Here is a 22,364-nt window from a genome sequence, read left to right on the forward strand (position 1 = left end):
GCCCAGCCTGTCTGTTCTTTCCGACATCGTCCCCATCGCAGCTCCACGCGGCCATTTGCCAATGATGAGGAGCAACGATGTCTGACGCCAACCATTCAAATCCGCTCGAGATCGAGATCACGGAGCCGTCCCGCCTCAATGAGCAGGCTGCGGCGGCGCTGGTGATCGCCGGCGCGCTCGTCGCCGTGGCCGACCGCCGCGTCTCACCCGTCGAGCGCGACGAGGTGATCAGCTTCATCAGGGATCGCGACCTGGCGCCGCACATCGGCGATGACAGGCTGACCGCGATGTTCGATGAGCTCGCCGAACGGCTCGAACAGCCCGACTTCGCCAACGTGGTGATCGACACGCTGCGCCCGGTCTCGGATCTGGCGCTCGCATCCCATCTCATGGACCTGTCCGAGCGCGTCGCGGCAGCGGACGAGGACGTGCACCCTCATGAGGTGCAGGCGATCAAGCTGCTGCGCCTGCTGACGCTGGTATTGCCGCGGGCAAAGCAGGTCCCCTCCGGCGCCGTGCGCGCTGACAAGCCTGCGGCGTCTGCGGGGTAAGCATGAGCGCGGCTCCGGACGAGCGTGCGACGCGTGACGGCGCCACCGGCCAGCCGGCCGGCGGCGACCCGCGCTTTGACGCGCTCGTTCATCGCCTGCCGCCGCGCATGGCCGACTCCGTCTCCTATCTGCTCAGGCCGTCGAGCCGCTGGGTCAGGATTCCCTCCGGCGCGCTGCTGGTCGTCGGCGGCGTGCTCTCCTTCCTGCCGGTGCTCGGCGTCTGGATGCTGCCGCTTGGCCTGGCACTACTTGCCGAGGACGTGCCCGCGCTGCGCGCGTCGCGCTCGAAGGTCCTGGATTGGGTCGAGCGGCGCAAGCCGCACTGGCTCGATCCGTCCGCACCGAAAAATGATCCGTCATGACTGAATTCCTCACCGCCGACGCGCTGGCTGCACTCTTCCAGGTCGTGCTAATCGACCTCGTGCTCGCCGGCGACAACGCCGTCGTCATCGGCCTCGCCGCGGCCGGCCTGCCGGCCGACCAGCGCCGCCGCGCCATCATCGTCGGAATCGCGGCAGCCACGGTGCTGCGCATCGTCTTTGCCGGTGTCGCGACCCAGCTCCTGCAGGTGATTGGCCTATTGCTCGCTGGTGGCGTGCTGCTGTTGTGGGTGTGCTGGAAGATGTGGCGCGAGCTGCGTGAACAGGCTTCGCACACGAGCGGGCTTGCGTTCAGCCATGGCGGCGGCGCGAGCGCCGCGGCAGCGCCGCGCAAGACCTTCGGCCAGGCGGCCTTGCAGATCGTTGCGGCCGACGTCTCGATGTCGCTCGACAACGTGCTGGCCGTTGCAGGCGCCGCGCGCGAGCATCCCTACATCCTCGCCTTCGGCCTCTTGCTGTCGGTCGCGATGATGGGTGTCGCCGCGGATCTGCTCGGCCGCGTGCTGCAGAAGCAGCGGTGGATCGCCTATGTCGGCCTCGCCATCATCGTCTATGTCGCCGTCGAGATGATTTATCGCGGCTCGCTCGAGCTCGCGCCGGTCATCGCGAGCCTGTGAGGCTCGACCTTCCTGTCCGCAATCCGGAGCAATCAATGACGTCCCAACGCCTGGCACCTTCCGCGCGCTCCGAGCGCCAGCCGCCGATCGGCCTGTTTCCGAGGCTGATCTTCGGCTCGCGCTGGCTGCAGCTGCCGCTCTATGTCGGCCTCATCGTCGCGCAGGCGGTCTACGTGCTCCTGTTCCTGAAAGAGCTCTGGCATCTCGCCGTGCACTGGTTCGACGTCAACGAGCAGCAGATCATGCTGACCGTGCTCGGGCTGATCGACGTCGTCATGATCTCGAACCTGCTGGTGATGGTGATTGTCGGCGGCTACGAGACCTTCGTCTCCCGCCTGAACCTGCGCGGTCATCCGGACGAGCCGGAATGGCTGAGCCACGTCAATGCCAGCGTGCTCAAGATCAAGCTCGCAATGGCGATCGTCGGCATCTCCTCGATCTCGCTGCTTCGAACCTTCATCGAGGCGGGTAATCTCGGCACGACGCGCAGCAATTTCACCGAGACCGGGGTGATGTGGCAGGTGTTGATCCACCTCACCTTCATCATCTCCGCGATCGGAATCGCCTGGGTCGATCGCCTCGCCGAAAGCGCGTATCGCAAGGAGGCGGGGCACGGCTGAGGAGGCTCCGATCTCTCAGAACCGCTTGGCCGGCGGGCGCCGGTTCCGCGCCAACGTTTCGGACGGCGTCTCGCCGAACGTCGCCTTGTAGCTCTTCGAGAACTCGCCCATGTGCGAGAAGCCGTTGGCGAGCGCAGCGGCCTTGACCGTCATTCCGGGGCTTCCGGCCATGAGCTGCATTCGGGTCGACCATAGCCGTTTGAGCCTGAGATAATGATGCAGGCTCATGCCGTGCACCGCCTGCGCTGCGTTCTGGAGCGTGCGTACGGAGACGCCGAACGCGGTCGCGAGATCGTCGCTGTAGAGCGAGGTGGTGCCGGACAGCGCAGCCACCTCGTCCAGCCGCGCGACCAGCTCGCGGTGCTTGTCGAACGATCCACGCCGGAGAGCTAGCGCGTCGGCCGGGAGCAGCGCTTCGTCGAGGCTGCCCACGAGCGATTCCTGAATGGGCCGGTTGAGGGCTTCGAATTGCCGGGGATCGGTGCTGGCGGAGGCGAGGCAGAACATGTCCAGGATCGCGGCGCGCAGGCGCTGCATCGGCGCATCGTGCAGGCGGACGAACGCGAGCCCGGTCTCGAAGTCCGCCCAGCCGCGCTGGTGCATGTCGGAGTTGAAGCGCAGCATCAGATACGTGTTGGGGTGGTGCTCGATCACCGTGGCGGGGACCTTGCCGCGCACGACGAGGACCGTCGAATTGTCGATCTCGCGGCCGTTGGCGATCGAGTGGCAGGCAATCGGAATGGCGAGGCCGATGCCGTGGTCAGTGCCCATATTGGCCTCGAGCCGGCGGGCAAAGGTCCGCTGCAGCACGAAGAGGCCGTCCTGGAGCCGGAGGATCGCGCGGGACAGGGAGAATTCGCGCGGCGCAAGGGGCGTGCTGGTGCCGCCCAGCACCTGGCTCGGCTTGAATGCGTCGAAGTCGGTGTAGCGCTCAATGCTCAGGATTCGCGAAGGCTTAAGCCAGCGTACCGGCATTTTGGGGTCCCAATAGTTGCAGCGGTGAGCCGGCACGCGTGGTCGACGGTCTCGCGTCGACAGCGGGGCGCAAATGGTCGCAGGCGCGGTGCAGCCGGTATCTTCAGTGCGCTGCCAAAATGGGCCGAACGACTGAACAGTGTTTTTGGTTAGCGTGGCAGTTGCTGGATCGGCCGTGGTCGGGGACGCCCGCAAAACCACGGTGCGGCATTCGGGCACCCTCGGGCGACCGTCACCTTCGATAGCTGTAGAGGCCGGTAATGCTCCGGGATATGGCCGAGGCGCGGCGATCTGGTATTTTGCGCGGATTGAATGACGCGGTCATAATTGCATATGCCGCATGCCTTGATCGCGGGACATCGCCGATGCCGAAGCCTCTGGACGACTTGCCTGGGCGTGGCCTGTCGAAGGCCCTGAACGCTCGATCAGGCGAACCAGCTTGCCCACGCCATGTACGGCGCGGAGGCGCGCGTCGAACGGTTGAGCGGGGCAGAGCGTCCTATTTGAGGATCTCGCAGGTCGTCGGGTGTGATGTGATTGTCGACCGCGAAATGCGCGCGGAGACGGCATGCCACCAGCCATCCAGCGCATCACGCTCGCAGCGAAGCTTGACGCTCATGCCGCCGGCGAACTTGATCCAGTCGTTGAAGCGGTCGCTTGCCACGGCAATCGCGACAGGAATGTCAGCGTCCAGCGCGCGCTTGATCAGGTGTGACAAGCCCTTGCCGTCGCGCTCCCGTTTGCCGAAACGGTTGATGATGACGAGGTCGGCGCCAAGTGCCATCGCGTCCGCGATCCGCTCGCCGGCATTCTGGAGCCGGGCGAGGTCGAGCCGGTAGCCGCGCGCGGCGGGGTCAAAATCTTGCGCCAGGAGCAGCGTCTCGCCGCTGTGAAGCAGCACCGCCGACAGGCTCGAATCCGCACATTGGCCGGCCTGCACCATGCCGACGACGCGAAAGCCCTGCGCATTCAGATCCGCGGCGAAGCCGCGCAGGACGGCGTCGGGATCCTGATGCGGCTCATAGACCAGCGAGGCAAGGTCGCATTGCGCATCGAACATGGTCCGCCTCCGTCTTGTGTTAAGTCGGGTGGGAGCGCGGCGGTTCCGCCGCGCTCCCCGGACTTGGGATCAGGCCGCCGGCGGCCCGTTGATGATCTGGAGCTGGGTGAATTCGGCGAGGCCCTCCTCGGCGAACTCCGTGCCGATGCCCGACTGCTTGGCGCCGCCGAACGGGATGTTCGGGGCCATGTCGAGATGCTTGTTGATCCACACCGTGCCGGACTCGAGCTGGCTCGCGACCTCGTGGGCGCGCTTGACGTCGGACGACCATACCGAGGCGCCGAGGCCGTAGGTCGTGGCGTTGGCGCGGCGGATCACGTCTTCCTTGTCGGAATATTTGATCAACGGCAGCACAGGGCCGAACTGCTCCTCGTCGACCAGCTTCGAGCCCTCCTGGATGTCACGTACGATGGTCGGCTCGATGAAATAGCCGGGACGATCCATCGCCGAGCCGCCGGCGACCACCTTGCCGTTCTTGTGTGCGTCCTCGAGGAACGCCTTCACCTTTTCGTACTGCATCTTGTTCTGGAGCGGTCCGAGCTTGGTGCCCTGCTTGGAGCCGTCGTCGACCACCGTGTTCCTGGCGATCGCGACCAGCTCGTTGCAGAGCTCGTCGTAGACGGATTCGTGCACATAGAGCCGCTTGATGGCGAGGCAGACCTGGCCGGAATTCTGGAACGCGCCCTCGAAGATGCCGGGTGCGACCGTCTTCGGATCGACGTCGTCGAGCACGATGCCGGCGTCGTTGCCGCCGAGCTCGAGCGTGATGCGCTTGAGCGTCTGCGCCGCGCTCGCCATCACCTTCTGGCCGGTCGCGGACGAGCCGGTGAAGGAGATCTTGCGGATGTCGGGATGCTTGGTCATCTCGCCGCCGAGATCGTTGGCGTCGGTGATAACGTTGAGCACGCCCTTCGGCAGGACGTCCTTGATCAGCTCGGCGAAGCGCAGCGTGGCGAGCGGCGTGGTCGGCGCCGGCTTGACCACCAGCGTGTTGCCGGCCAGCAGCGCGGACGGGAGCTTGAAGCTGAGGATCAGGAGAGGGTAGTTCCAGGGGATGATGGCGCCGACGACGCCCAGCGGGCGGCGATAGGCCTCGACCTTGCGGTCACCGGAATTCTCGATCACGCGCATTGGCAAATCCAGCGAGCCGAGATAGCGGAAGAACGCGGCCATGCCGAGCACTTCACCGGTGGCGTCCGCAAGCGGCTTGCCTTGCTCGGAGGTGAGCAGACGCGCGAGCTCGCCCGAGTTCGCCTCGATCACGTCGGCCATCCTGATGACGAGCTTGCGCCGCTCCTCGATCGGGGTCGCGGCCCAGGCCGGGTAGGCGGCCTTCGCTGCGGCGACTGCCGCATCGAGCTGAGCCTTGGAGGCCCGCGGGCACTGCGCCAGCACCTCTTCGGTCGCGGGATTGAGAACCGGCATGGTCAAATCGCCGGGCACCATCTTGCCGTCGATGAGAAGATTGTAGTTGCTCATAGGCTTGTCGCTCCCTTGAAGAACAGGCCGTTCGGGGCCTCGTTATATCCAACCATATATCACGGTCAGGTTGCGCCGGCCATGGTGTCGGATTCGATGGATTCCAGAAAAGGCGGCTGGACGCTGGCGGCATTATCGATATATCCTGAAGAATATAGCGAAAGTGCGTTCCGGGATTTGCGATGGAAATCAAGGTCAGATCGCTCACGACCTGCGAGGTTGCGGCCGACGGCGGCGCCATCTCGCTGGGCTTCGAAGATGCGACGGGGAATCCGGCCGCGGTCAGCATCTCGCTGAACCAGGTTGGCGCGCTGCTCATGACCTTACCCGGCCTGATCGAGACGGCGCTCAAGACCCGCTACGGCGACCAGAGCCTGCGCTATGCCTATCCGCTGGCGTCCTGGGTGCTGGAGCAGTCAACCGATACCAGCCAGCGCATCATCACGCTTGCGACCGAGGATGGTTTCAAGGTGCGTTTCTCGATCCCGAAGGCGGAGCAGGATCTGTTGGGCGAAGCCCTGACCCAGCCAATGTCCGAAGTGACGGTGAGGCCGAATTAGCCGCCGGGCGCGATCAGGATTTGCGCGAACGGGCGATCTCGGTCTGGAGTGCCTGGAGCTCCTTGCGCACCGCGCGCGCGGCGTCGCGCTCGATCTTGCGATAGCGCGCGACCAGGGCGGCGCCGAACGGAGTCAGCATCGCGCCGCCGCCGTTCTTGCCGCCGGCCTGCGGCTCGACCGCGGCGTGCCCGCAGATGCGGTTGATCTCGTCGACGAGATCCCAGGCGCGCTTGTAGGACATGTCCATGGCGCGGCCGGCCGCCGAGATCGAGCCATGCTGCCGGATCTGCTCCAGGAGCTCGATCTTGCCGGGTCCGATCCGGTCCTCGCTGTCGAGGTCGATGCGAACGCTCAGTTGGGGAAGCGATTTGGCGCTCGCGCGCGACATGATCGGGTCTCTTGGGCAAACTGCGGCAAAGATTGCCACTCTTGCCCGTCCCGGACAAGGTGAGGGCGCTCGATATTCAGAAGGCAGTGGTCTCTGCTGGTTGTGATGGCACCCAATCCCCGATTGCGGCCAGCGCGGCATTTCCCATCAGCTCAATCTTGGGCCTTGATGTAAACCCAAGCCTTGAGACCAGAGCGTAGTGTGACCTCGACCCGTTTATAGTCCGAAACCTCATACCGATCAGCCGCAGCCAGTTCGTCAGCAGTGATCTCAAATACCGTTCCCTCGACGATCTCGTTCAGGTCATCGACGGGGATGACGATAGGGTGAAATCGTTCGCCGCTCTTTGCCAGAACATCGGGGTCGGTTATCTCCACCAAAGTCTTCCTAAAGCCCGCCATCGCGTCTTGTTTCCCCGCGAGACGCCGACCAAACGACGACAATTGCACGCTTTCGAGCTGCAAAGTTCCGTAGGAAAATAGGAATATTCCGTGAGCGCCAGTCATGGTCGGATTCCGGTCTAGAGAAAGATCAAGCCGTGCCAGTGAACGCTTCGGATATCAGATGCGATTGACGATCAGCTTGAGTGAGCCGGCGAAGGTCGGCTGTTGCCGATAGTGCCCGTGGTGTGCATTCCATCGGCCGGAGGCGAGATCGTCGCCGAGCCTGTCCTCGAAGCGCCGCACCACGTCCTCACTGACAAAGCTCCAGGCCGAACAGGCGAGCCGCGCGGCCGGATCGAGCAGCATCTCGGGTCGGCCGTAATAGGCCTCGTTGAAGCCGTCGGTGCAGTCGAGCGGAATGGGGACGGGCAAGACGTCGGTGGTGCCACCCAGCGCTGCGGCGATGTCGGCGATCGCGGGGTATCTGACAGCCTCGACCGCGATCACCTCGGGGCAATAGGCGTGCAGCCAGAATCGGTCGAGCTCATTGGGATCGCAGGTCATGATCGCGATCGGACCGCGCGTCACCCGGCGCATCTCGCGCAGTCCGGCATTGAGGTTCTTCCATTGATGCACGGAGAAGGTCGACATCGCGGCACCGAACGAGCCGTCCTCGAAGGGAAGCTTTTCCGCGACGGCATCGATCGCGGCGGGAAGATGCGCCGGCCGCTGCGCCCGCATCGATTGCGACGGCTCGATCGGGGTCACGGTGCGATCGACCGGCTCGTAGGAGCCGGCGCCCGCACCGACATTGAGGATGGTCCGGGCCTCGCCGAGCGCCGCTTCGATCAGCTCCGCGATGCGCGGATCCGGCTGGCGAAAATTCGCATAGCCCTCGCCGATGGCGCCATAATTGGCGTCGCCGGCGCTGCCGTCCTGGTGGCGTGGCGCGTTGTCCTGCATGAGGGGGCCTTACAGCGTCTTGTGCGAGACGTTCTTGACGACGGTATAGCATTGCAGCCCTTCGGTGCCACCCTCGCGGCCGTAGCCGCTGTCCTTCACCCCGCCGAACGGCGTCTCGGCAACGGAGGCGACGAAGTGGTTGATGGAGAGAGTGCCGACCTCGACGCCCTCGGCTAGGCGATCGGCATTGCTGGCGGAGCGCGTGAAGGCGTAAGCCGCGAGCCCGTAAGGAAGGGCATTGGCCTTCTCGATTGCCTCATCCAGCGTCTTGACCGGATTGACCAAAGCGAGCGGCCCGAACGGCTCCTCGTTCATGGCGCGGGCATCGTCGGGCACGTCGGCGAGGACCGTGAGCGGAAAGAAGTAGCCGCGATTGCCGATGCGCTGTCCGCCGGCGAGCACGCGCGCGCCCTTCGTCTTGGCATCGGTGACCAGGGTCTCCATCGCATCGATCCGCCGCGCGTTGGCGAGCGGACCCAACTGGGTGGAGGGATCGAGGCCGTTGCCGACCTTCAACTGGCTGGCGCGCTCGGCGAAGGAGTGCGCGAACTGCTCGTAGATATTCTCCTGCACGAAGAAGCGCGTCGGCGCGACGCAGACCTGGCCCGCATTGCGCGACTTGCCGACGACGGATGCGGCCGCGGTCGAGACCGGATCGACGTCGTCGCAGACGATCACCGGAGCATGGCCGCCAAGCTCCATGATCGCCGGCTTCATGTGCCGGCCGGCCATCTCGGCGAGATGCTTGCCGACGGGAATGGAGCCCGTGAAGGTCACCAGGCGGATGCGCGACTGCGGAATCAGGTAGTCGGAGATCTCGGCGGGATTGCCGAACACGAGGTTGAGCACGCCGGCCGGCAGGCCCGCGTCATGGAAGGCGCGCACGAGCTGCGCCGCGCCCGCCGGCGTTTCCTCAGAGGCTTTGAGGATGATCGAGCATCCGGCGGAGAGGGCGCCCGCAACCTTGCGCGCTGGCGAGCTCATCGGGAAATTCCAGGGCGAGAACGCCGCCACCGGTCCGATCGGCTGCCGCAGCACCGTGTGGCGCATGCCCGGCTCGCTCGGGATCACCCGGCCATAGAGCCGTAGGCCCTCCGTCGCGTCCCATTCGATGATGTCACATCCCCTGAGGATTTCGAGCCGCGCCTGTTCGATCGGCTTGCCCTGTTCGAGCGTCATGGCCGCCGCCATCTGATCGACGCGCTCGCGGATGAGAGAGGCGGCTTTCAGGATGATCTGTGCCCGCTTAGCGGGTGCGGTACCGCGCCAGATCGCAAATCCCTTCCCGGCGGCCGCGAGTGCATCATCGAGATCCGATCTGGTCGCGGTCGGGACGGTGCCGAGCACGCTTTCGTCGGCGGGGTTGATGATGGTCTGCCCGCTCGCGCGCTTCCATTGTCCGTCGATGTAGAGTTCGATCAGGGGATAATCCGCCATCTCTCTTCACCTTGCTTGTGCAGTCCTGGTTGCGGCATTGCCTTGCCCGAGCTGGCCGAGCCAGTCGGAAAAGATGCGATCGGCCTGTCGCGCGAGCATCTTCGAGACCTGCGCGGTCTTCGTCCGAAGCTCCCGTATCGAAATCCCGGCGCCCGCGAGCTCGACGGCATGGCCGACATACCACTCCTCGAGCTGCCGCGGATCGGCCTCCAGGTGAAACTGGAGCGCAAGCGCATTGCGCCCAAAGCGAACGCCTGGTTCTCGTAGTTCTCGTTGGAGGCGAGCCGTATGGCGTTGTCGGGAAGATCAAAGGTGTCGCCGTGCCAGTGCAGAACCGGTGTGCCTTCGGTAAGCGGGTTCAGGCTGGAGGTGAGCCCGGCCTCGGACAGCGCGACCGATCCCCAGCCGATCTCCTTGATGGGGCCGGCATAGACGCGCGCGCCGAGAGCCTTCGCCATGAGTTGGGCGCCGAGACAGATTCCGAGCGTCGGCAATCCCTGCGCGAGACGGCGCTCCAGGAGATCGATTTCCCTGGTGATGAAGGGATAGCTCTCGGCTTCGTAGACGCCGATCGGACCGCCGAGCACGATCAGGAGGTCGGCATCCCCGATCGAAGAATGGTGGAGATCGTCGACCGGCGCCTCGCAGAACGAAACATTCCAGCCTTCGCGTTCCATGATCGGCGCGAGCAGGCCGAGATCCTCGAATGCCACGTGACGGAGCGCGACGGCGGATCGACGGCGTTGAAACATCCAGTAGGCCCTATGCGCGGCACTCGTGAGCATCCGCTATATCCGTAGTGATATAACGGATGCCGGGCCTCGTCCAGATGCTCGGCTGACCGATGTGCCGCATGCATGCCCTGCATGCGGCATCCGGCATCACCGCACCGCGTGCATCTCCAGAAAGGCCTTCACGCCGGTGACAGTGCCCGTATCCGACGGCACATAGCCGGGAAGGGTGGCCACCGCAGCACGAAAATCGGCGCTGCGGATGATCTCGAGAATGCGCCGCGTCGGCTCGGTGTCGAGGAACGCGCGCTTGCAGACGAAGAAATAATCCTCGGTGAGGATCCGGATGAAATCGAGGCCGAAATGCCGGGCAGCGGCCTCGACGCCGAAGCTCGCATCCGCCATGCCGCTCGCGACATAGGCGGCGACCGCGGCATGGGTGAACTCGATCTGCTGTGCGCCGTTGATGCGGCTCTCGTCGATGCCGTGAGCTGCGAGCAACTGGTCGAACAGAAGGCGGGTGCCGGAATCATGGTCGCGGTTGACGAAGCGCACCTTCGGAGCGGTCAGATCCTCGATCGATCCGATATGAAGTGGATTGCCGCGCGCGACCATCAGCCCCATCTCGCGCGTGACGAAACTGATGATGCGATCCTCGCGCGGATCGAGCCATTCGCGTGCCGCCTTGATGCCCTGCGCCCGCAGCGCGCCGTGCGGCAAATGCAGGCCGGAGAGGTCGCAGGCGCCCTGCGCCAGCGACACCAGCGAATGCTGGTTGCTGACATAGCGCAGGTCGACGCCGATGCCGGGCTCACGGTCGAGGAATTCGCGCAGCTTGGCCACCGCAAAGCCGTGGCTGGCATGGACGCGGATCACCGAAGGGCGCTGCTCGAGGAACGGCTTGATCTCGCTCGCAAGCTCCTGCGCGAGGTTGTCGAGTTGCGGGCCGAGGCGGGCCTGCATGCGCTCGCCGGCCCACACCAGCCGCTCGCCGAACGGCGTGAGCCTCGAGCCTTTGCCGCGCTGGGTTTCGACCAGCGGCGTGCCGAAGAATTCCGACCATTGCTCGATCAGATTCCAGACGTGCCGGTAGGAGAGCTGTGCGTCGTTGGCAGCGCTGGTGATCTTCCCGGTCTTCCGGATTTCATTGAGCACGCCGAGCATGACCACCGCGCTGCGCGGGCTGCCTTCCCGGCGAAACCGCCATACGGCCTCGATCTCGATCTGAAGCATGGCAATCTTTATGAAGTTGATTTCATATCTGGTGGGTCCATAGGCAAATCATATCATATTTACAGCAGCCAATAGCCTCCTAGGTTGGTATACCAGAACAGGAGGAAATATGATGTCTGTTGCATATGACTTTGCGCACTCGCCGGCCAGCGAGTTGTCCCGGCCGCAGCATCTCTTGATCGACGGCCGCCGTGTCCCCGCCAGCTCCGGGCGCAGCTTCAAGTCCCTCAATCCGGCAACCGGACAGGTCATCGCCACCATCGCCGAAGGCAACGAGGTCGATGTCGATCATGCAGTCGCCGCTGCGCGTCGGGCCTTCGAAGGCCCCTGGCGCACGATGCGCGCTTCCGAGCGCGGCCAGATCCTGATGCGGTGGGCGCAGCTCCTCAAATCGCACGCCGACGAGATCGTCGAGCTGGAGTCGATCGACGCGGGCAAGCCAATCGCGGCAACGCTGCGCCAGGATTTCCCAGCGGCCGTTGACACACTGATCTACTACGCCGGCTGGGCCGACAAGATCAGCGGCGACGTCGTGCCCGTGCGCGACGATGCCTTGACCTACACCGTGCGCGAGCCGGTCGGCGTGGTCGCGGCGATCGTGCCCTGGAATTTCCCGCTGATGATCGGCATGTGGAAGCTCGCACCCGCGCTCGCCTGCGGCTGCACCGTTGTGATGAAGCCGGCCGAGCTGACCTCGCTGTCGGCGCTGCGCATTGCAGAGCTTGCCCTCGAAGCCGGCGTTCCGGCCGGGGTCTTCAACGTCGTCACCGGTCCTGGCCGCGTCGTCGGCGATGCCCTGGTCAATCATCCCGATGTCGACAAGGTCACCTTCACCGGCTCACCGGGTGTCGGGCGCGGAATCATGAAGGGCGCCGCCGGCAACTTCAAGCGCGTGTCGCTCGAGCTCGGCGGCAAGTCTGCCAACGTCATCTTCGACGATGCCGATCTCGAAGCCGCATCGAAGGCGGCGGCCTCCGGCATCTTCTTCAACGCGGGCCAGGTGTGCTCGGCCGGCTCCCGCGTGCTGGTGCAGGAGAAGGCCTATGACGAAGTCGTCGAACGGCTCGCCGCGCGCGCGAAATTGCTCAGGATCGGCGATCCGCTCGACCGCAAGACGACGCTCGGGCCGGTGATCTCCGAGAAGCAGATGAAGTCGATCCTCGATTATGTCGACATCGGGCAGAACGAGGGCGCAACTCTCGTCACTGGCGGCGAGCGGGTCGGCGAGCGCGGCTATTTCATCAGTCCCGCGGTGTTTGCGAACGTCGAGCACGAGATGCGGATCTCGCAGGAGGAGATTTTCGGACCCGTCGTCAGCGTCATCAAGTTCAAGGATGATGCCGACGCGCTCAGGATCGCCAACGGCACGGCCTACAGCCTCGCCGCCGGCGTCTGGAGCCGCGATATCGGCAGGCTCCAGCGTTTTGCCAAGCGCGCGCGGGCCGGCACGGTCTGGATGAACACCTACGGCTATACCGACGTGCGCCTGCCCTGGGGCGGCGAGCGCGACTCCGGCCTCGGCCGCGAGCACGGCACCGCCGCCATCGACAATTTCACCGAGCCCAAGGCTGTCTGGATGAACCTTGCCGTCTGATAAACCTCCCGAGCCGGCCAGCCCTGGAGCCCGCCTGATCGTCCGGTCAGGCGGGCTTCCTTTTCGAGATCGATAAAATCGTCTGCAATCCGCTCAGCGGTGGCAAACCCTGCGGATAAGAACCGCGCCGCCTTAAACCCGAGTTTTGGAACCGACATGCATCCTCCCTGGAAAAGGGCGGGGCATCAACATGGCTATTCTCAGAGAGGTCGTCGTTGCGATGGCGGGGGTCTATGCGCTCCTGTTCGTCTGCGACGCCTTGTTCGGCGTCGGCGAGACGCGCTTCGACGACACCTATTACAGCAGCGATTTCTACGCGCCGCGATCGAAGGAGTTTCGCTTCGCAAATGGCACGACGCCGGCAGCGCGCGTCAGCGACGCCTTCGCGCAGTTCACGCCGATCGAAGCGAAGGCCGGCAAGCGCTATTCGTCCCTGACGACGATCATTCGCTAGCCAGATCCTTTCACCTGTCTCTCAGGCTTGCTCCGCCGTCTGACGATGGCCTGGATGCTGACCCGCACGTTGTGGGATCAGCAGCAGGCATACGACGATGAAAACGGCGATCACGGCGGAGGCCAGCGGCCTGCTCAAGGCCAGACCGCCGTGATCGAGCGGCTTGTCGAGGAAATCGCCGACGGTGGCGCCGAGCGGACGGCTCAGGATGAAGGCCGCCCAAAACAGCGCGACGCGTGACACGCGGGTCCAGAAATACAGCGCTGCAACGATGGCCAGTCCCGCCGCGAAGATCAGCGCGCCGCTGCGGTAGCCCATGTCGCCGGTGTCGGCGATCCAGTCCCCGAGCGCGGTGCCCAGCGTTTGTGAGAAGGTGATCGCGGCCCAGTAAAAGGCCTCCACGCGCGGTGTGCTGACGCTATTGACCGAGATCGTTCCCTCGGCGCGATACCAGAGGCCAAGCAACAGCACGAGGAAGGTGAGCAGCAGCGTCGATCCGCCGGTATAACCGATGCCGAGCGAGCGGTCGGCGAGGTCGGCCATTGTCGTGCCGAAGGTGGTCGACGCGACGATGGTTGCCCAGTACAGCGCCGGATGGAATCTGTGCGTCCGGATCTGCGCCGTGACCAGGACGATCATGGCGACCAGGAACAGGCAGGTCCCCGCGAGGTAACCCCAGTTCAGCGTCATCGTGACGGTGTCGCCGCCGGTCTCGCCCAGCGTCGTAGCGGCGATCTTGATGATCCAGAAGCCGAGCGTGACTTCGGGGACCTTGCTTTCACTGACGATGCTCCGCTTGGTGTGATCTTGCATGGTGTCCTCTTTTGCTGCGTCAGCTGGGCAACGCGGCCGACGCTCGAGATTTCCGGTGTGCGTGAGCGTCAGGTTTTCGCGCTGCTGTCCATGACCGCGAGCAGATCGGCGACCGCCTGCTTGCATTTGGCAGCATCGGGCGTGCTCGTGCGCAACGCCTCCAGCGCGCGGTCGATGGCCTTGTCGACGGTGTGCCAATCCGCTGCCGCACGCGGCTTCAATCCCGCTTCGGCCTCGTCCCATTTGGTTTCGAGGTCCTTTGCCCGGGTCTTGGCGCCGGGAAGGTCACCCTTGTCGATCAGCGCGGCGACGTCGACCGCGATGGTTCGGAACGGCGTGAGATCGCCGAGCTTTGCTGTCGCGGCCTCCGCGAGCGGAACGAACGTGATGTGCTGGGTCGCGTGCATCCGCGGTTCGCCAGCGAATGTTGTCGCCAGACAAACGGCTATGGCGGATATCAGTTTCATCATCATGTGGTTTTCTCCTGTTGTGCTCGTCCGGCTCTGCCGGGAGCGGTGAAGACTTGAGATCGGAGCTATTGCGCGGGGCCGGCCCGGCGGGTCCCGTCGCCTTCGAATGTCGCCCAGGCGACGAGGCCGACGATCAAGGTCAGGAACGCGATGCTGGTCTGGATCGTGCCGAGGCCCATGCCGCCATAATCGCGCGACTGCGACAGCAGATCGCCGAGCGAGGCGCCAAGAGGGCGGGTGAGGATGTAGGCGAGCCAGAAGGTGAGGACGGGGTTGGCGCCGATGTAGTACGAGAGCGTCACCGCCGCGATTAGCGCTCCGAACGCCACGACGCCGAGTTGGAAGCCGAGACCGAGCGCTTCCGTTGCCAAGTCGCCGGCGGCCGTGCCGAGCGCGAAAGTGAACAGAATCGCCGTCCAGTAGAACAGCTCGCGACGTGTCGTGACGATGGTGTGGATCGACAACGTACGCTCGGCGCCGTACCAGACCGCAAACGTGGCTGCGAGCGCGCAGGCGAAGGCAGCGGTGCTGATATAAAGACTGACCTCGAGCTTGTCGGTCAGGAGATCGGTGAGCTGCGTACCGACGACGCTGACGAGTACGACGGTGAGCCAGTAAATCCAGGGCACATAAGCGCGGCGGCTCAGTTGCAGAAGGAGCGCGACGGTTAGCAGGCCGGTCATGCAGATCGCAGTCAGGCTGGTGCCGAGGCCGACGTGCACCGCGAGATAGTCGGCGCCGGTTTCGCCGACCGTGGTCGAGAGAATCTTGATGGCCCAGAAGATCGCCGTGACCTCCGGAACCTTGTTCAGCATCCGTCTTGCGCCAAAGCTTGAATATTGCGACACGTCCAAATCTCCCAGAACCGATCTCGCATCGAAGCGATGCGGACCGTCGCGCGGTTGACTTAGGCCCAGATTAGAAATCAGAATTTTCAGAGCGGGACGGCTTTCGCCGCAATTTGGGCCTGCTGGCGCTCCCTAACCCTGCGCTAAGTCGGAGCGGCCATGGTTTTGAGGCCGGACGGCCCACGAAGGATTGACGTTTGCGGGTGCTGCTGATCGAGGACGACAGGATGGTTGGAGCTGCCGTTGAGCAGGCGCTCAAGGACGCGGCCTATGCGGTCGACTGGGTGAGGGACGGCGAGACCGCGCTGCTTGCTGTCGCGAATGAATCCTACGAGGTGCTGCTGCTCGATCTCGGCCTGCCGAAGGCGGACGGTCGGGATATCTTGCGGCGACTGCGCGCGGAGGGCCGCAGGCTCCCCATCATCATCGTGACGGCGCGCGATGCGATCGATGACAGGATCGAGGGGCTCGATCTCGGCGCCGATGACTATCTCGTCAAGCCTTTCGAAATCCGCGAGTTGCTGGCGCGGATGCGCGCGGTCACGCGCCGCGAGGCCAGCGGCTCGCCAGCGCAGCTCGGCAACGGAACGCTCAGCCTCGACCCGGCAAGCCGCGAGGCCTCATACCTGACGAAGTCCGCGGTGCTCACAGCGCGCGAATTCGCGCTGCTCCAGGCGCTGCTGTCGCGTCCGGGGACGATCCTTTCGCGCGGCGAGCTCGAGCGGCAGATCTATGGATGGAACGAGGAGGTCGCGAGCAACGCGATCGAATTCCTGATTCATGCGGTGCGCAAGAAGCTCGGCGCGAATGCGATCCGCAACGTGCGCGGGGTCGGCTGGATGGTGGACCGGCGCCCATGATCAGGTCCTTGCGAGGCCGTCTCTTCGCGGGCCTCACCGCAATCATCCTGCTGACCGGACTGGCCGGCGGCCTGTTCGCCCATCACTGGGCCTTCAACGAGGCTATCGAGATGCAGGATTCGGTCCTGATCCAGATCGCCGGCCTCGTCCAGAGCGGCAGCCTCACCGGTGGCCGCGAGCTGCATGGCGTGGATGAAGATGCCGAGGTATGGCTGATCGATCAGCCTGCGGCGCCGCAGGCCGCGGACGACGGGCTCAAGCAGCTCTGGAGCCTCAAGGACGGTCTCGCGCTGGCAACGCGAAAGGGGCAGCCGATCCGCGTGCTGCTGGGGACGCGGCTTGATGGCACCCGGTTCGCGGTGGCGCAGCGTACCTCCGTGCGCGACGAGATCGCAAGCGACATGGCTTTTCGCACCGTTCTGCCGATTGCTGCCCTCATTCCCTGCCTATTGCTGGTGACGGCGATCGTCATCGCGCGCTCGCTGCGGCCGATGGTTCGTGTTGCGGACGATCTCGACGGACGGCGCGCCGACGACATGACGTCGCTACCGGTGGCGCAAATGCCGAGCGAACTGAATCCTTTCATCGCGTCGATCAACGGGCTCTTGCAGCGCGTGCGTCTTTTGATGGACCAGCAGCGCCGCTTCGTTGCGGACGCCGCGCATGAATTGCGCACGCCGATCACGGCACTCAGCCTTCAGGCGGAGAATCTCGATCCTGTCGATCTGCCCGTCGGTGCGCGCGACCGTCTCTCCGCGCTTCGGCAGGGCATCCGCCGGACCATGCATCTGCTCGAGCAATTGCTCGCACTCGCAAGACAGGACGCGGGATCGCCTGACGAAGCGACGATGCCCGTCGTGGCGCTGGACCGTGTGGCGAAAGAGGTTGTCGCTGAAGCACTGCCCGAAGCCGTCAATCGCAGCGTCGATCTCGGCTTTGCTCGCGTCGAACCTGTCGCGGTTCGCGGTGAAGCCGTGATGCTTGCCGCCGTGGTCCGCAATCTCCTCGACAATGCGTTGCGCTTCACGCCCCATGGCGGGCGGATCGATGCGTGCGTGTATCGGGACGGTACTACGGCGATCCTTCAAATCGAGGACAGCGGGCCCGGGGTTTCGCCGGACGAGATTGGCCGGATTTTTGAGCCATTCTTCCGCGGACAGCGTCCGGAAGGCGATGGCGTGGGCCTTGGTCTCTCGATCGTCAGGCGGATCGTCAATCGTCTTGGCGGATCCATTGACGCCGTGAACTCGGCGGAGGCCGGCCGAACCGGATTGCGGGTTCTCGTCAAGTTGCCTGTGTCGGCCGATCGTGCCTGACCCTCACTCGCCCTGGATCCATTCCGCCGCGCCGCGCCACAGTGTGTCGCGGTGCTCGGGGCGGAAGAAGCCGAAATGGCCGATCGCCTTGGCGCCGACATCGGACGGTTTCACCGTCAACACCTCCGGCTTGATCGCGGTGAAGCCTTCGGCGAGCAGCTCGACCGCAGGCCGCGTCGCCCAGGGATCGTCGGAGAAGCACAGCGCGCGCAACTCGCCGCTGAATTTCGCAAAATTCTCCAGCGCTGGCAGCTTTGAATCGAAGAGATAGCGGGGGCTCGAGACCCACTCGGCCCATTGCAGGAAGACGCCCTTTGGGAGGTCCTCGCCGATGCCGACCCAGCCGGGGGCGTAGCCGAGCATGTGGGCGAGCGGCACGCCGACGAAATTCATGAAGGCAAAGACGCGGTATTTCTCCGGCGGCGTCATCAGCCGCCAGGTCGCGGCCTGGGACGCCACGAACAGGGCGCGCGTGACCTCACTGTTGTTCTCGATCAGCCCCAGCGCCTGGCCGCCGAAGGAATGGCCGACATAGGCAAAAGGCAGGGTGGTGTAGCGCTCGCGCATCCAGCGCACCGCGGCGGTGACGTCGAGCGCCGCCCAGTCCGACATCGAGGCGTTGAAGCCGACCAGCGATTTCGGCTGGTTGTAGCCGACCATCGCCGGCAGGCGCGAGCCGGCGATGCCGCGGTAATCATAGGTCAAGACTGCGCAGCCGCGGTGGGCGAGGTAGGAGGCGAAGCCGCGGTAAATCTTGCGGGGGACGGCGGTGGCCGAACTGATCAGGACGGCATGGCGCTTGGCCCCGCGCGGCAGGAACAGGGTGCCGGCCAGCGAATAGCCGTCGGTGGCCGGGAAGGTGATGTCGTCGACGAAGACGTCGTCCTGTGCCGCGTCCATGGGCAGTCGGTATCCTGCCAGTTTCGTTGCGGTTTACAGCAAATGCGAATTCGGCTTTTCTCGCAAGAGGTTGCAATGCAAAACTGATTTACAACTGGCGGTCGGTTGCCAGCCTGTGTATAAGGCGGCCCTTCGCAACCCACAGATCAGGTTGTACTTTTTGCTTCACGGAGAGATTGCGATGTCCGAGCGGTGGACGCCCGAGAGCTGGCGCAGCAAGCCGGTGCTACAGGTGCCCGACTATCCCGACGCCAAGGCGCTGGCCGACGTCGAGGCGCAGCTTGCGACCTTTCCGCCGCTGGTGTTCGCGGGCGAGGCGCGCAACCTGAAGAAGGCGCTCGCCCGAGTCTCGGCCGGCGAGGCCTTCCTGCTCCAGGGCGGCGACTGCGCCGAGAGCTTTGCCGAGCATGGCGCCAACAACATCCGCGACTTCTTCCGCGTGCTGCTCCAGATGGCGGTCGTGCTGACCTATGCCGGCGCGGTTCCCGTGGTGAAGGTCGGTCGCATCGCCGGCCAGTTCGCAAAACCGCGCTCCTCGCCGACCGAGAAGGTGGGCGGCGTCGAGCTGCCGAGCTATCGCGGCGACATCGTCAACGACATCGCGTTCACGAAGGAAGCGCGCGTGCCGGATCCGCAGCGTCAGCTGATGGCCTACCGGCAGTCTGCGGCGACGCTGAACCTGCTGCGCGCCTTCGCCACCGGCGGCTACGCCAATCTCGGCAGCGTGCATCAGTGGATGCTCGGCTTCCTGAAGGATTCTCCGCAGTCCCGCCGCTACAAGGAGCTGGCCGACCGCATCTCGGACGCGCTCAACTTCATGCGCGCCTGTGGGCTCGATCTGGAAGCCCATCCCGAGCTCCGCTCAACCGACTTCTACACCAGTCACGAGGCGCTGCTGCTCGGCTACGAGCAGGCCATGACCCGCGTCGACTCCACCACCGGCGACTGGTACGCGACAAGCGGCCACATGATCTGGATCGGCGACCGCACCCGCCAGCTCGACCACGGGCATATCGAATATTTCCGCGGCATCAAGAACCCGATCGGCTTGAAGTGCGGCCCGTCGCTCAAGGCCGACGAGCTGTTGAAGCTGATCGACGTGCTCAACCCAGATAACGAGCCGGGCCGGCTGACGCTGATCGGCCGCTTCGGCTCCGACAAGGTCGCCGAGCATCTGCCGAACTTGATCCGCGCCGTGAAGCGCGAGGGCAGGGTGGTGGTCTGGTCCTGCGATCCCATGCATGGCAATACCATCACCTCGACCACCGGCTACAAGACGCGCCCCTTCGACCGCATCCTCTCGGAGGTGAAATCGTTCTTCGCCATTCACGCGGCCGAAGGCACCCATGCCGGCGGTGTGCATCTGGAGATGACCGGCAAGGACGTCACCGAGTGCCTCGGCGGCGCCCGCGCGATCACGGACGAGGATCTCAACGACCGCTATCACACGGTCTGCGATCCCCGCCTCAATGCCGAACAATCCATCGACATGGCCTTCCTGGTCGCGGAGCTGCTCAAGCAGGAACGCGCCGGCAAGGTCAAGCCGATACCGACCGCAGCGGGGCTTTGAGACCTTTGCTGCGGCTCTGGAAGGCCACGATCAATTCCCGTAACGGTCTGGCCTTCGCATTCCGCTCGGAGCAGGCCGTCCGCGAGGAAATCTATGCGCTCCTTGTGTCGCTGCCGGTCGCCTGGTTCATCGGCGCGACCGCGATGCGCGCGGTCGAGCTGGTCTGTGCGGTCGCGTTCGTGCTGGTGGTCGAGCTGCTCAATACCGCGATCGAAAAGCTCGCCGACCGCCTGACCATGGACCACGACAAGCAGATCGGGCGGGTCAAGGACATGGGCTCGGCCGCCGTCGGCGTGGCGCTGCTGATGGCCGGTGCATTCTGGATCTTCGCCCTCGTCGAGCGGTTGGGTTTCGTCTAGCGACAGAAGCGGAGCGTGGCGCCCATGACCGAACGTCTCAACGAATTCGCGGTCACGCTCGCCCAGCTCAATCCGACGGTGGGCGACATCGACGGCAATGCCGCGAAGGTGCGCGCTGCGCGGGCGCAGGCCGTGGCCGACGGCGCCGACCTCGTGCTGTTTCCGGAATTGTTCATCGCCGGCTATCCGCCGGAAGACCTGGTGCAGAAGCCGGCCTTCCAGGTCGCCTGCCGCGCGGCGATCGAAAGCCTTGCGCGCGAGACCGCGGATGGCGGCCCGGCGCTGCTGGTCGGCACGCCCTGGGTCGAGGAGGGCAGGCTCTACAATGCCTGCGCGCTGCTCGACGGCGGGCAAATCGCCGCGCTGCGCTTCAAATGCAACCTGCCGAATTACGGCGTGTTCGACGAGAAGCGCCTGTTCGCGCGCGGACCCGCAGCGGGCCCCGTGACCGTGCGCGGCGTGCGGATCGGCGTGCCGATCTGCGAGGACATCTGGCTCGAAGAGTCCGAGGACTACGAGAACGTCGTCGAGACGCTCGCCGAGACTGGGGCGGAGATCATCCTGGTGCCGAACGGCTCGCCTTACGCCCGCGACAAGGGCGACGTGCGCCTGTCGGTGGCGGTGGCGCGGGTCACCGAGAGCGGCCTGCCGCTGGTCTATCTCAACCAGGTCTGCGGCCAGGACGAGCTGGTGTTCGACGGCGCCTCCTTCGTGCTCAACGGCGATCTTTCGCTCGCCGCTCAACTGCCGGCGTTTGCGGAGAACGTCACCACGCTGCGCTTCAGCAAGAATGGCGACGATTGGCGCTGCACGGGTCCGATCGTCGAGCTGCCCGAAGGCGACAAGGGCGACTACGCCGCCTGCGTGCTCGGCTTGCGCGACTATGTCGCCAAGAACGGCTTTCCCGGCGTGCTGCTCGGCATTTCCGGCGGCATCGATTCCGCGCTGTGCGCAGCGATCGCGGTCGACGCGCTCGGCGCGGATCAGGTGCATGGCGTGATGCTGCCCTACCGCTTCACGGCGGCGACATCGATCGCCGATGCCGGCGAACTCGCAGGCCACCTCGGCATCCGGTACGAGGTGCTGCCGATCGCGGAAGCCGTAAACGGCTTCGAGAACATCCTCTCCGGCATCTTCAAGAATCTGCCGCCCGATATCACCGAGGAGAATCTTCAGGCCCGCACCCGCGGCACGCTCCTGATGGCAATCTCCAACAAGACCGGGTTGATGGTGGTGACCACCGGCAACAAGTCGGAAATGTCGGTCGGCTACGCCACGCTCTATGGCGACATGAACGGTGGCTTCAATCCGATCAAGGACATCTACAAGACCCAGGTGTTCCGGCTGGCGGCGCTGCGCAATGAATGGAAGCCGGACGGCGCGCTCGGGCCCGCGGGCGAGGTCATCCCGCCCGACATCATCGCGCGCCCGCCGACGGCTGAGCTGCGCGAGAACCAGACCGATCAGGACTCGCTCCCGCCTTATGATGTGCTCGATGCCATTCTGGAGCGTCTGGTCGAGCGCGAGGAGCGTTTGGACCAGATCATCGCAGCGGGCTTTGCGCGCGAGATGGTCGTGCATATCGAGCATCTCCTCAATGTCGCCGAATACAAGCGCCGCCAGGCCGCGCCCGGCGTGAAGGTGACGCGGAAAAATTTCGGCCGCGACCGCCGCTATCCCATCACCAACCGCTTCCGCGACAAGGGCGCGCCGCTGCCCGCGCCCGACGAGACGCTGGTCTCGCGCGGCAGCCGCGCCTCGATCGACGCGTTCGAGGGGTGACGTTTTCCAAGTGAGACGGGT

General features: G+C 64.9%; 25 protein-coding genes. 12 read left to right on the top strand and 13 right to left on the bottom strand.

The genetic code is table 11. The annotated features are described in order from the left end of the window. Positions 1-77 precede the first annotated feature (77 nt). From AXW67_RS01175 to AXW67_RS01190, 4 genes are read left to right on the top strand one after another with little or no spacing between them, the layout of a single operon-like run. Complete coding sequence (locus AXW67_RS01175) at positions 78-551, top strand: TerB family tellurite resistance protein (RefSeq protein WP_063675981.1); 474 nt, start codon at positions 78-80, stop codon at positions 549-551. 2 nt (positions 552-553) lie between these two features. After that, positions 554-913 carry a hypothetical protein gene (locus AXW67_RS01180; RefSeq protein ID WP_063675983.1) on the top strand — a complete coding sequence of 120 codons (360 nt, stop codon included), beginning with the start codon at positions 554-556 and terminating at the stop codon, positions 911-913. Further along, positions 910-1,548, top strand: coding sequence for a TerC family protein (locus tag AXW67_RS01185; RefSeq protein ID WP_027551734.1), 639 nt, complete (start codon positions 910-912; stop codon positions 1,546-1,548). Before AXW67_RS01180 ends, AXW67_RS01185 begins: the two co-directional genes overlap by 4 nt. A 35-nt stretch (positions 1,549-1,583) precedes the next feature. Next, on the top strand, positions 1,584-2,168 hold the full coding sequence (locus AXW67_RS01190) for a TIGR00645 family protein (protein WP_027551733.1): 585 nt from the start codon (positions 1,584-1,586) through the stop codon (positions 2,166-2,168). Positions 2,169-2,183: 15 nt separating this feature from the next. Here the strand turns inward: AXW67_RS01190 and AXW67_RS01195 are convergent, their stop codons facing one another. From AXW67_RS01195 to AXW67_RS01205, 3 genes are all read right to left on the bottom strand, one after another. Further along, positions 2,184-3,143, bottom strand: coding sequence for an AraC family transcriptional regulator (locus tag AXW67_RS01195; RefSeq protein WP_063675985.1), 960 nt, complete (start codon positions 3,141-3,143; stop codon positions 2,184-2,186). A gap of 499 nt (positions 3,144-3,642) precedes the next feature. After that, positions 3,643-4,203 carry a DUF2478 domain-containing protein gene (locus AXW67_RS01200; protein WP_063675987.1) on the bottom strand — a complete coding sequence of 187 codons (561 nt, stop codon included), beginning with the start codon at positions 4,201-4,203 and terminating at the stop codon, positions 3,643-3,645. 69 nt (positions 4,204-4,272) lie between these two features. Then, on the bottom strand, positions 4,273-5,682 hold the full coding sequence (locus AXW67_RS01205; protein WP_063675989.1) for an aldehyde dehydrogenase family protein: 1,410 nt from the start codon (positions 5,680-5,682) through the stop codon (positions 4,273-4,275). A 182-nt stretch (positions 5,683-5,864) separates the two neighbouring features. On the opposite strand from AXW67_RS01205, the gene AXW67_RS01210 reads away from it, so the two are divergent. After that, positions 5,865-6,242 (top strand): hypothetical protein, encoded by a 378-nt coding sequence (locus AXW67_RS01210; RefSeq protein ID WP_063675990.1) that lies wholly within the window; start codon positions 5,865-5,867, stop codon positions 6,240-6,242. A 13-nt stretch (positions 6,243-6,255) separates the two neighbouring features. Here AXW67_RS01210 and AXW67_RS01215 read toward each other — a convergent pair whose 3' ends face one another. From AXW67_RS01215 to AXW67_RS01240, 6 genes are all read right to left on the bottom strand, one after another. Next, a complete protein-coding gene (locus AXW67_RS01215; RefSeq protein ID WP_063675991.1) occupies positions 6,256-6,630 on the bottom strand; it encodes a winged helix-turn-helix domain-containing protein in 375 nt (124 codons plus the stop codon). Positions 6,631-6,782: 152 nt separating this feature from the next. Next, positions 6,783-7,136, bottom strand: coding sequence for a gamma-glutamylcyclotransferase family protein (locus tag AXW67_RS01220; protein ID WP_063675992.1), 354 nt, complete (start codon positions 7,134-7,136; stop codon positions 6,783-6,785). A 54-nt stretch (positions 7,137-7,190) separates the two neighbouring features. After that, positions 7,191-7,976 (bottom strand): class I SAM-dependent methyltransferase, encoded by a 786-nt coding sequence (locus AXW67_RS01225; protein WP_063675993.1) that lies wholly within the window; start codon positions 7,974-7,976, stop codon positions 7,191-7,193. Between the two features lie 9 nt (positions 7,977-7,985). Then, a complete protein-coding gene (locus tag AXW67_RS01230) occupies positions 7,986-9,413 on the bottom strand; it encodes an NAD-dependent succinate-semialdehyde dehydrogenase (RefSeq protein WP_063675995.1) in 1,428 nt (475 codons plus the stop codon). Continuing rightward, on the bottom strand, positions 9,395-10,198 hold the full coding sequence (locus tag AXW67_RS01235) for a glutamine amidotransferase-related protein (RefSeq protein ID WP_245315344.1): 804 nt from the start codon (positions 10,196-10,198) through the stop codon (positions 9,395-9,397). Before AXW67_RS01235 ends, AXW67_RS01230 begins: the two co-directional genes overlap by 19 nt. A gap of 96 nt (positions 10,199-10,294) precedes the next feature. Then, entirely contained in the window at positions 10,295-11,377 is a 1,083-nt protein-coding gene (locus AXW67_RS01240) for a substrate-binding domain-containing protein (RefSeq protein WP_063675997.1), read from the bottom strand. A gap of 112 nt (positions 11,378-11,489) precedes the next feature. Here AXW67_RS01240 and AXW67_RS01245 point away from each other — a divergent pair, with 112 nt between their 5' ends. Both AXW67_RS01245 and AXW67_RS01250 read left to right on the top strand, forming a co-directional pair. After that, the gene (locus AXW67_RS01245) at positions 11,490-12,971 is read left to right on the top strand and encodes an aldehyde dehydrogenase family protein (protein ID WP_063676098.1); all 1,482 of its coding nucleotides are present in this window, start codon (positions 11,490-11,492) and stop codon (positions 12,969-12,971) included. Between the two features lie 190 nt (positions 12,972-13,161). Next, entirely contained in the window at positions 13,162-13,425 is a 264-nt protein-coding gene (locus AXW67_RS01250; RefSeq protein ID WP_063675999.1) for a hypothetical protein, read from the top strand. A gap of 21 nt (positions 13,426-13,446) precedes the next feature. On the opposite strand, the gene AXW67_RS01255 is transcribed toward AXW67_RS01250, so the two are convergent. The 3 genes from AXW67_RS01255 to AXW67_RS01265 form a co-directional block, all read right to left on the bottom strand. Next, entirely contained in the window at positions 13,447-14,238 is a 792-nt protein-coding gene (locus AXW67_RS01255) for a COG4705 family protein (protein WP_063676001.1), read from the bottom strand. Positions 14,239-14,306: 68 nt separating this feature from the next. Further along, positions 14,307-14,645, bottom strand: coding sequence for a hypothetical protein (locus tag AXW67_RS01260; protein ID WP_201723619.1), 339 nt, complete (start codon positions 14,643-14,645; stop codon positions 14,307-14,309). A 128-nt stretch (positions 14,646-14,773) separates the two neighbouring features. Next, positions 14,774-15,523 (bottom strand): COG4705 family protein, encoded by a 750-nt coding sequence (locus AXW67_RS01265; protein ID WP_063676005.1) that lies wholly within the window; start codon positions 15,521-15,523, stop codon positions 14,774-14,776. A gap of 230 nt (positions 15,524-15,753) precedes the next feature. Between AXW67_RS01265 and AXW67_RS01270 the strand changes: the two genes are divergently transcribed. Next, positions 15,754-16,416 carry a response regulator transcription factor gene (locus AXW67_RS01270; RefSeq protein ID WP_063676007.1) on the top strand — a complete coding sequence of 221 codons (663 nt, stop codon included), beginning with the start codon at positions 15,754-15,756 and terminating at the stop codon, positions 16,414-16,416. After that, positions 16,413-17,732 carry an ATP-binding protein gene (locus AXW67_RS01275; protein WP_063676009.1) on the top strand — a complete coding sequence of 440 codons (1,320 nt, stop codon included), beginning with the start codon at positions 16,413-16,415 and terminating at the stop codon, positions 17,730-17,732. The genes AXW67_RS01270 and AXW67_RS01275 overlap by 4 nt, the downstream gene beginning before the upstream one ends. A gap of 3 nt (positions 17,733-17,735) precedes the next feature. On the opposite strand, the gene AXW67_RS01280 is transcribed toward AXW67_RS01275, so the two are convergent. Continuing rightward, positions 17,736-18,632: an alpha/beta hydrolase family protein gene (locus AXW67_RS01280; protein WP_063676010.1), complete on the bottom strand. Its 897-nt coding sequence runs from the start codon at positions 18,630-18,632 to the stop codon at positions 17,736-17,738. Positions 18,633-18,813: 181 nt separating this feature from the next. Between AXW67_RS01280 and AXW67_RS01285 the strand changes: the two genes are divergently transcribed. Genes AXW67_RS01285 through AXW67_RS01295 form a run of 3 tightly spaced genes read left to right on the top strand, consistent with a single transcriptional unit; the run spans position 18,814 to position 22,343 of the window. After that, the gene (locus tag AXW67_RS01285; protein WP_027551722.1) at positions 18,814-20,202 is read left to right on the top strand and encodes a class II 3-deoxy-7-phosphoheptulonate synthase; all 1,389 of its coding nucleotides are present in this window, start codon (positions 18,814-18,816) and stop codon (positions 20,200-20,202) included. 5 nt (positions 20,203-20,207) lie between these two features. Beyond that, complete coding sequence (locus AXW67_RS01290; RefSeq protein ID WP_063676012.1) at positions 20,208-20,561, top strand: diacylglycerol kinase; 354 nt, start codon at positions 20,208-20,210, stop codon at positions 20,559-20,561. A gap of 24 nt (positions 20,562-20,585) precedes the next feature. Beyond that, on the top strand, positions 20,586-22,343 hold the full coding sequence (locus AXW67_RS01295) for an NAD+ synthase (protein WP_063676014.1): 1,758 nt from the start codon (positions 20,586-20,588) through the stop codon (positions 22,341-22,343). Positions 22,344-22,364 lie beyond the last annotated feature (21 nt).

Source organism: Bradyrhizobium neotropicale, assembly GCF_001641695.1.
Classification (GTDB): domain Bacteria; phylum Pseudomonadota; class Alphaproteobacteria; order Rhizobiales; family Xanthobacteraceae; genus Bradyrhizobium; species Bradyrhizobium neotropicale.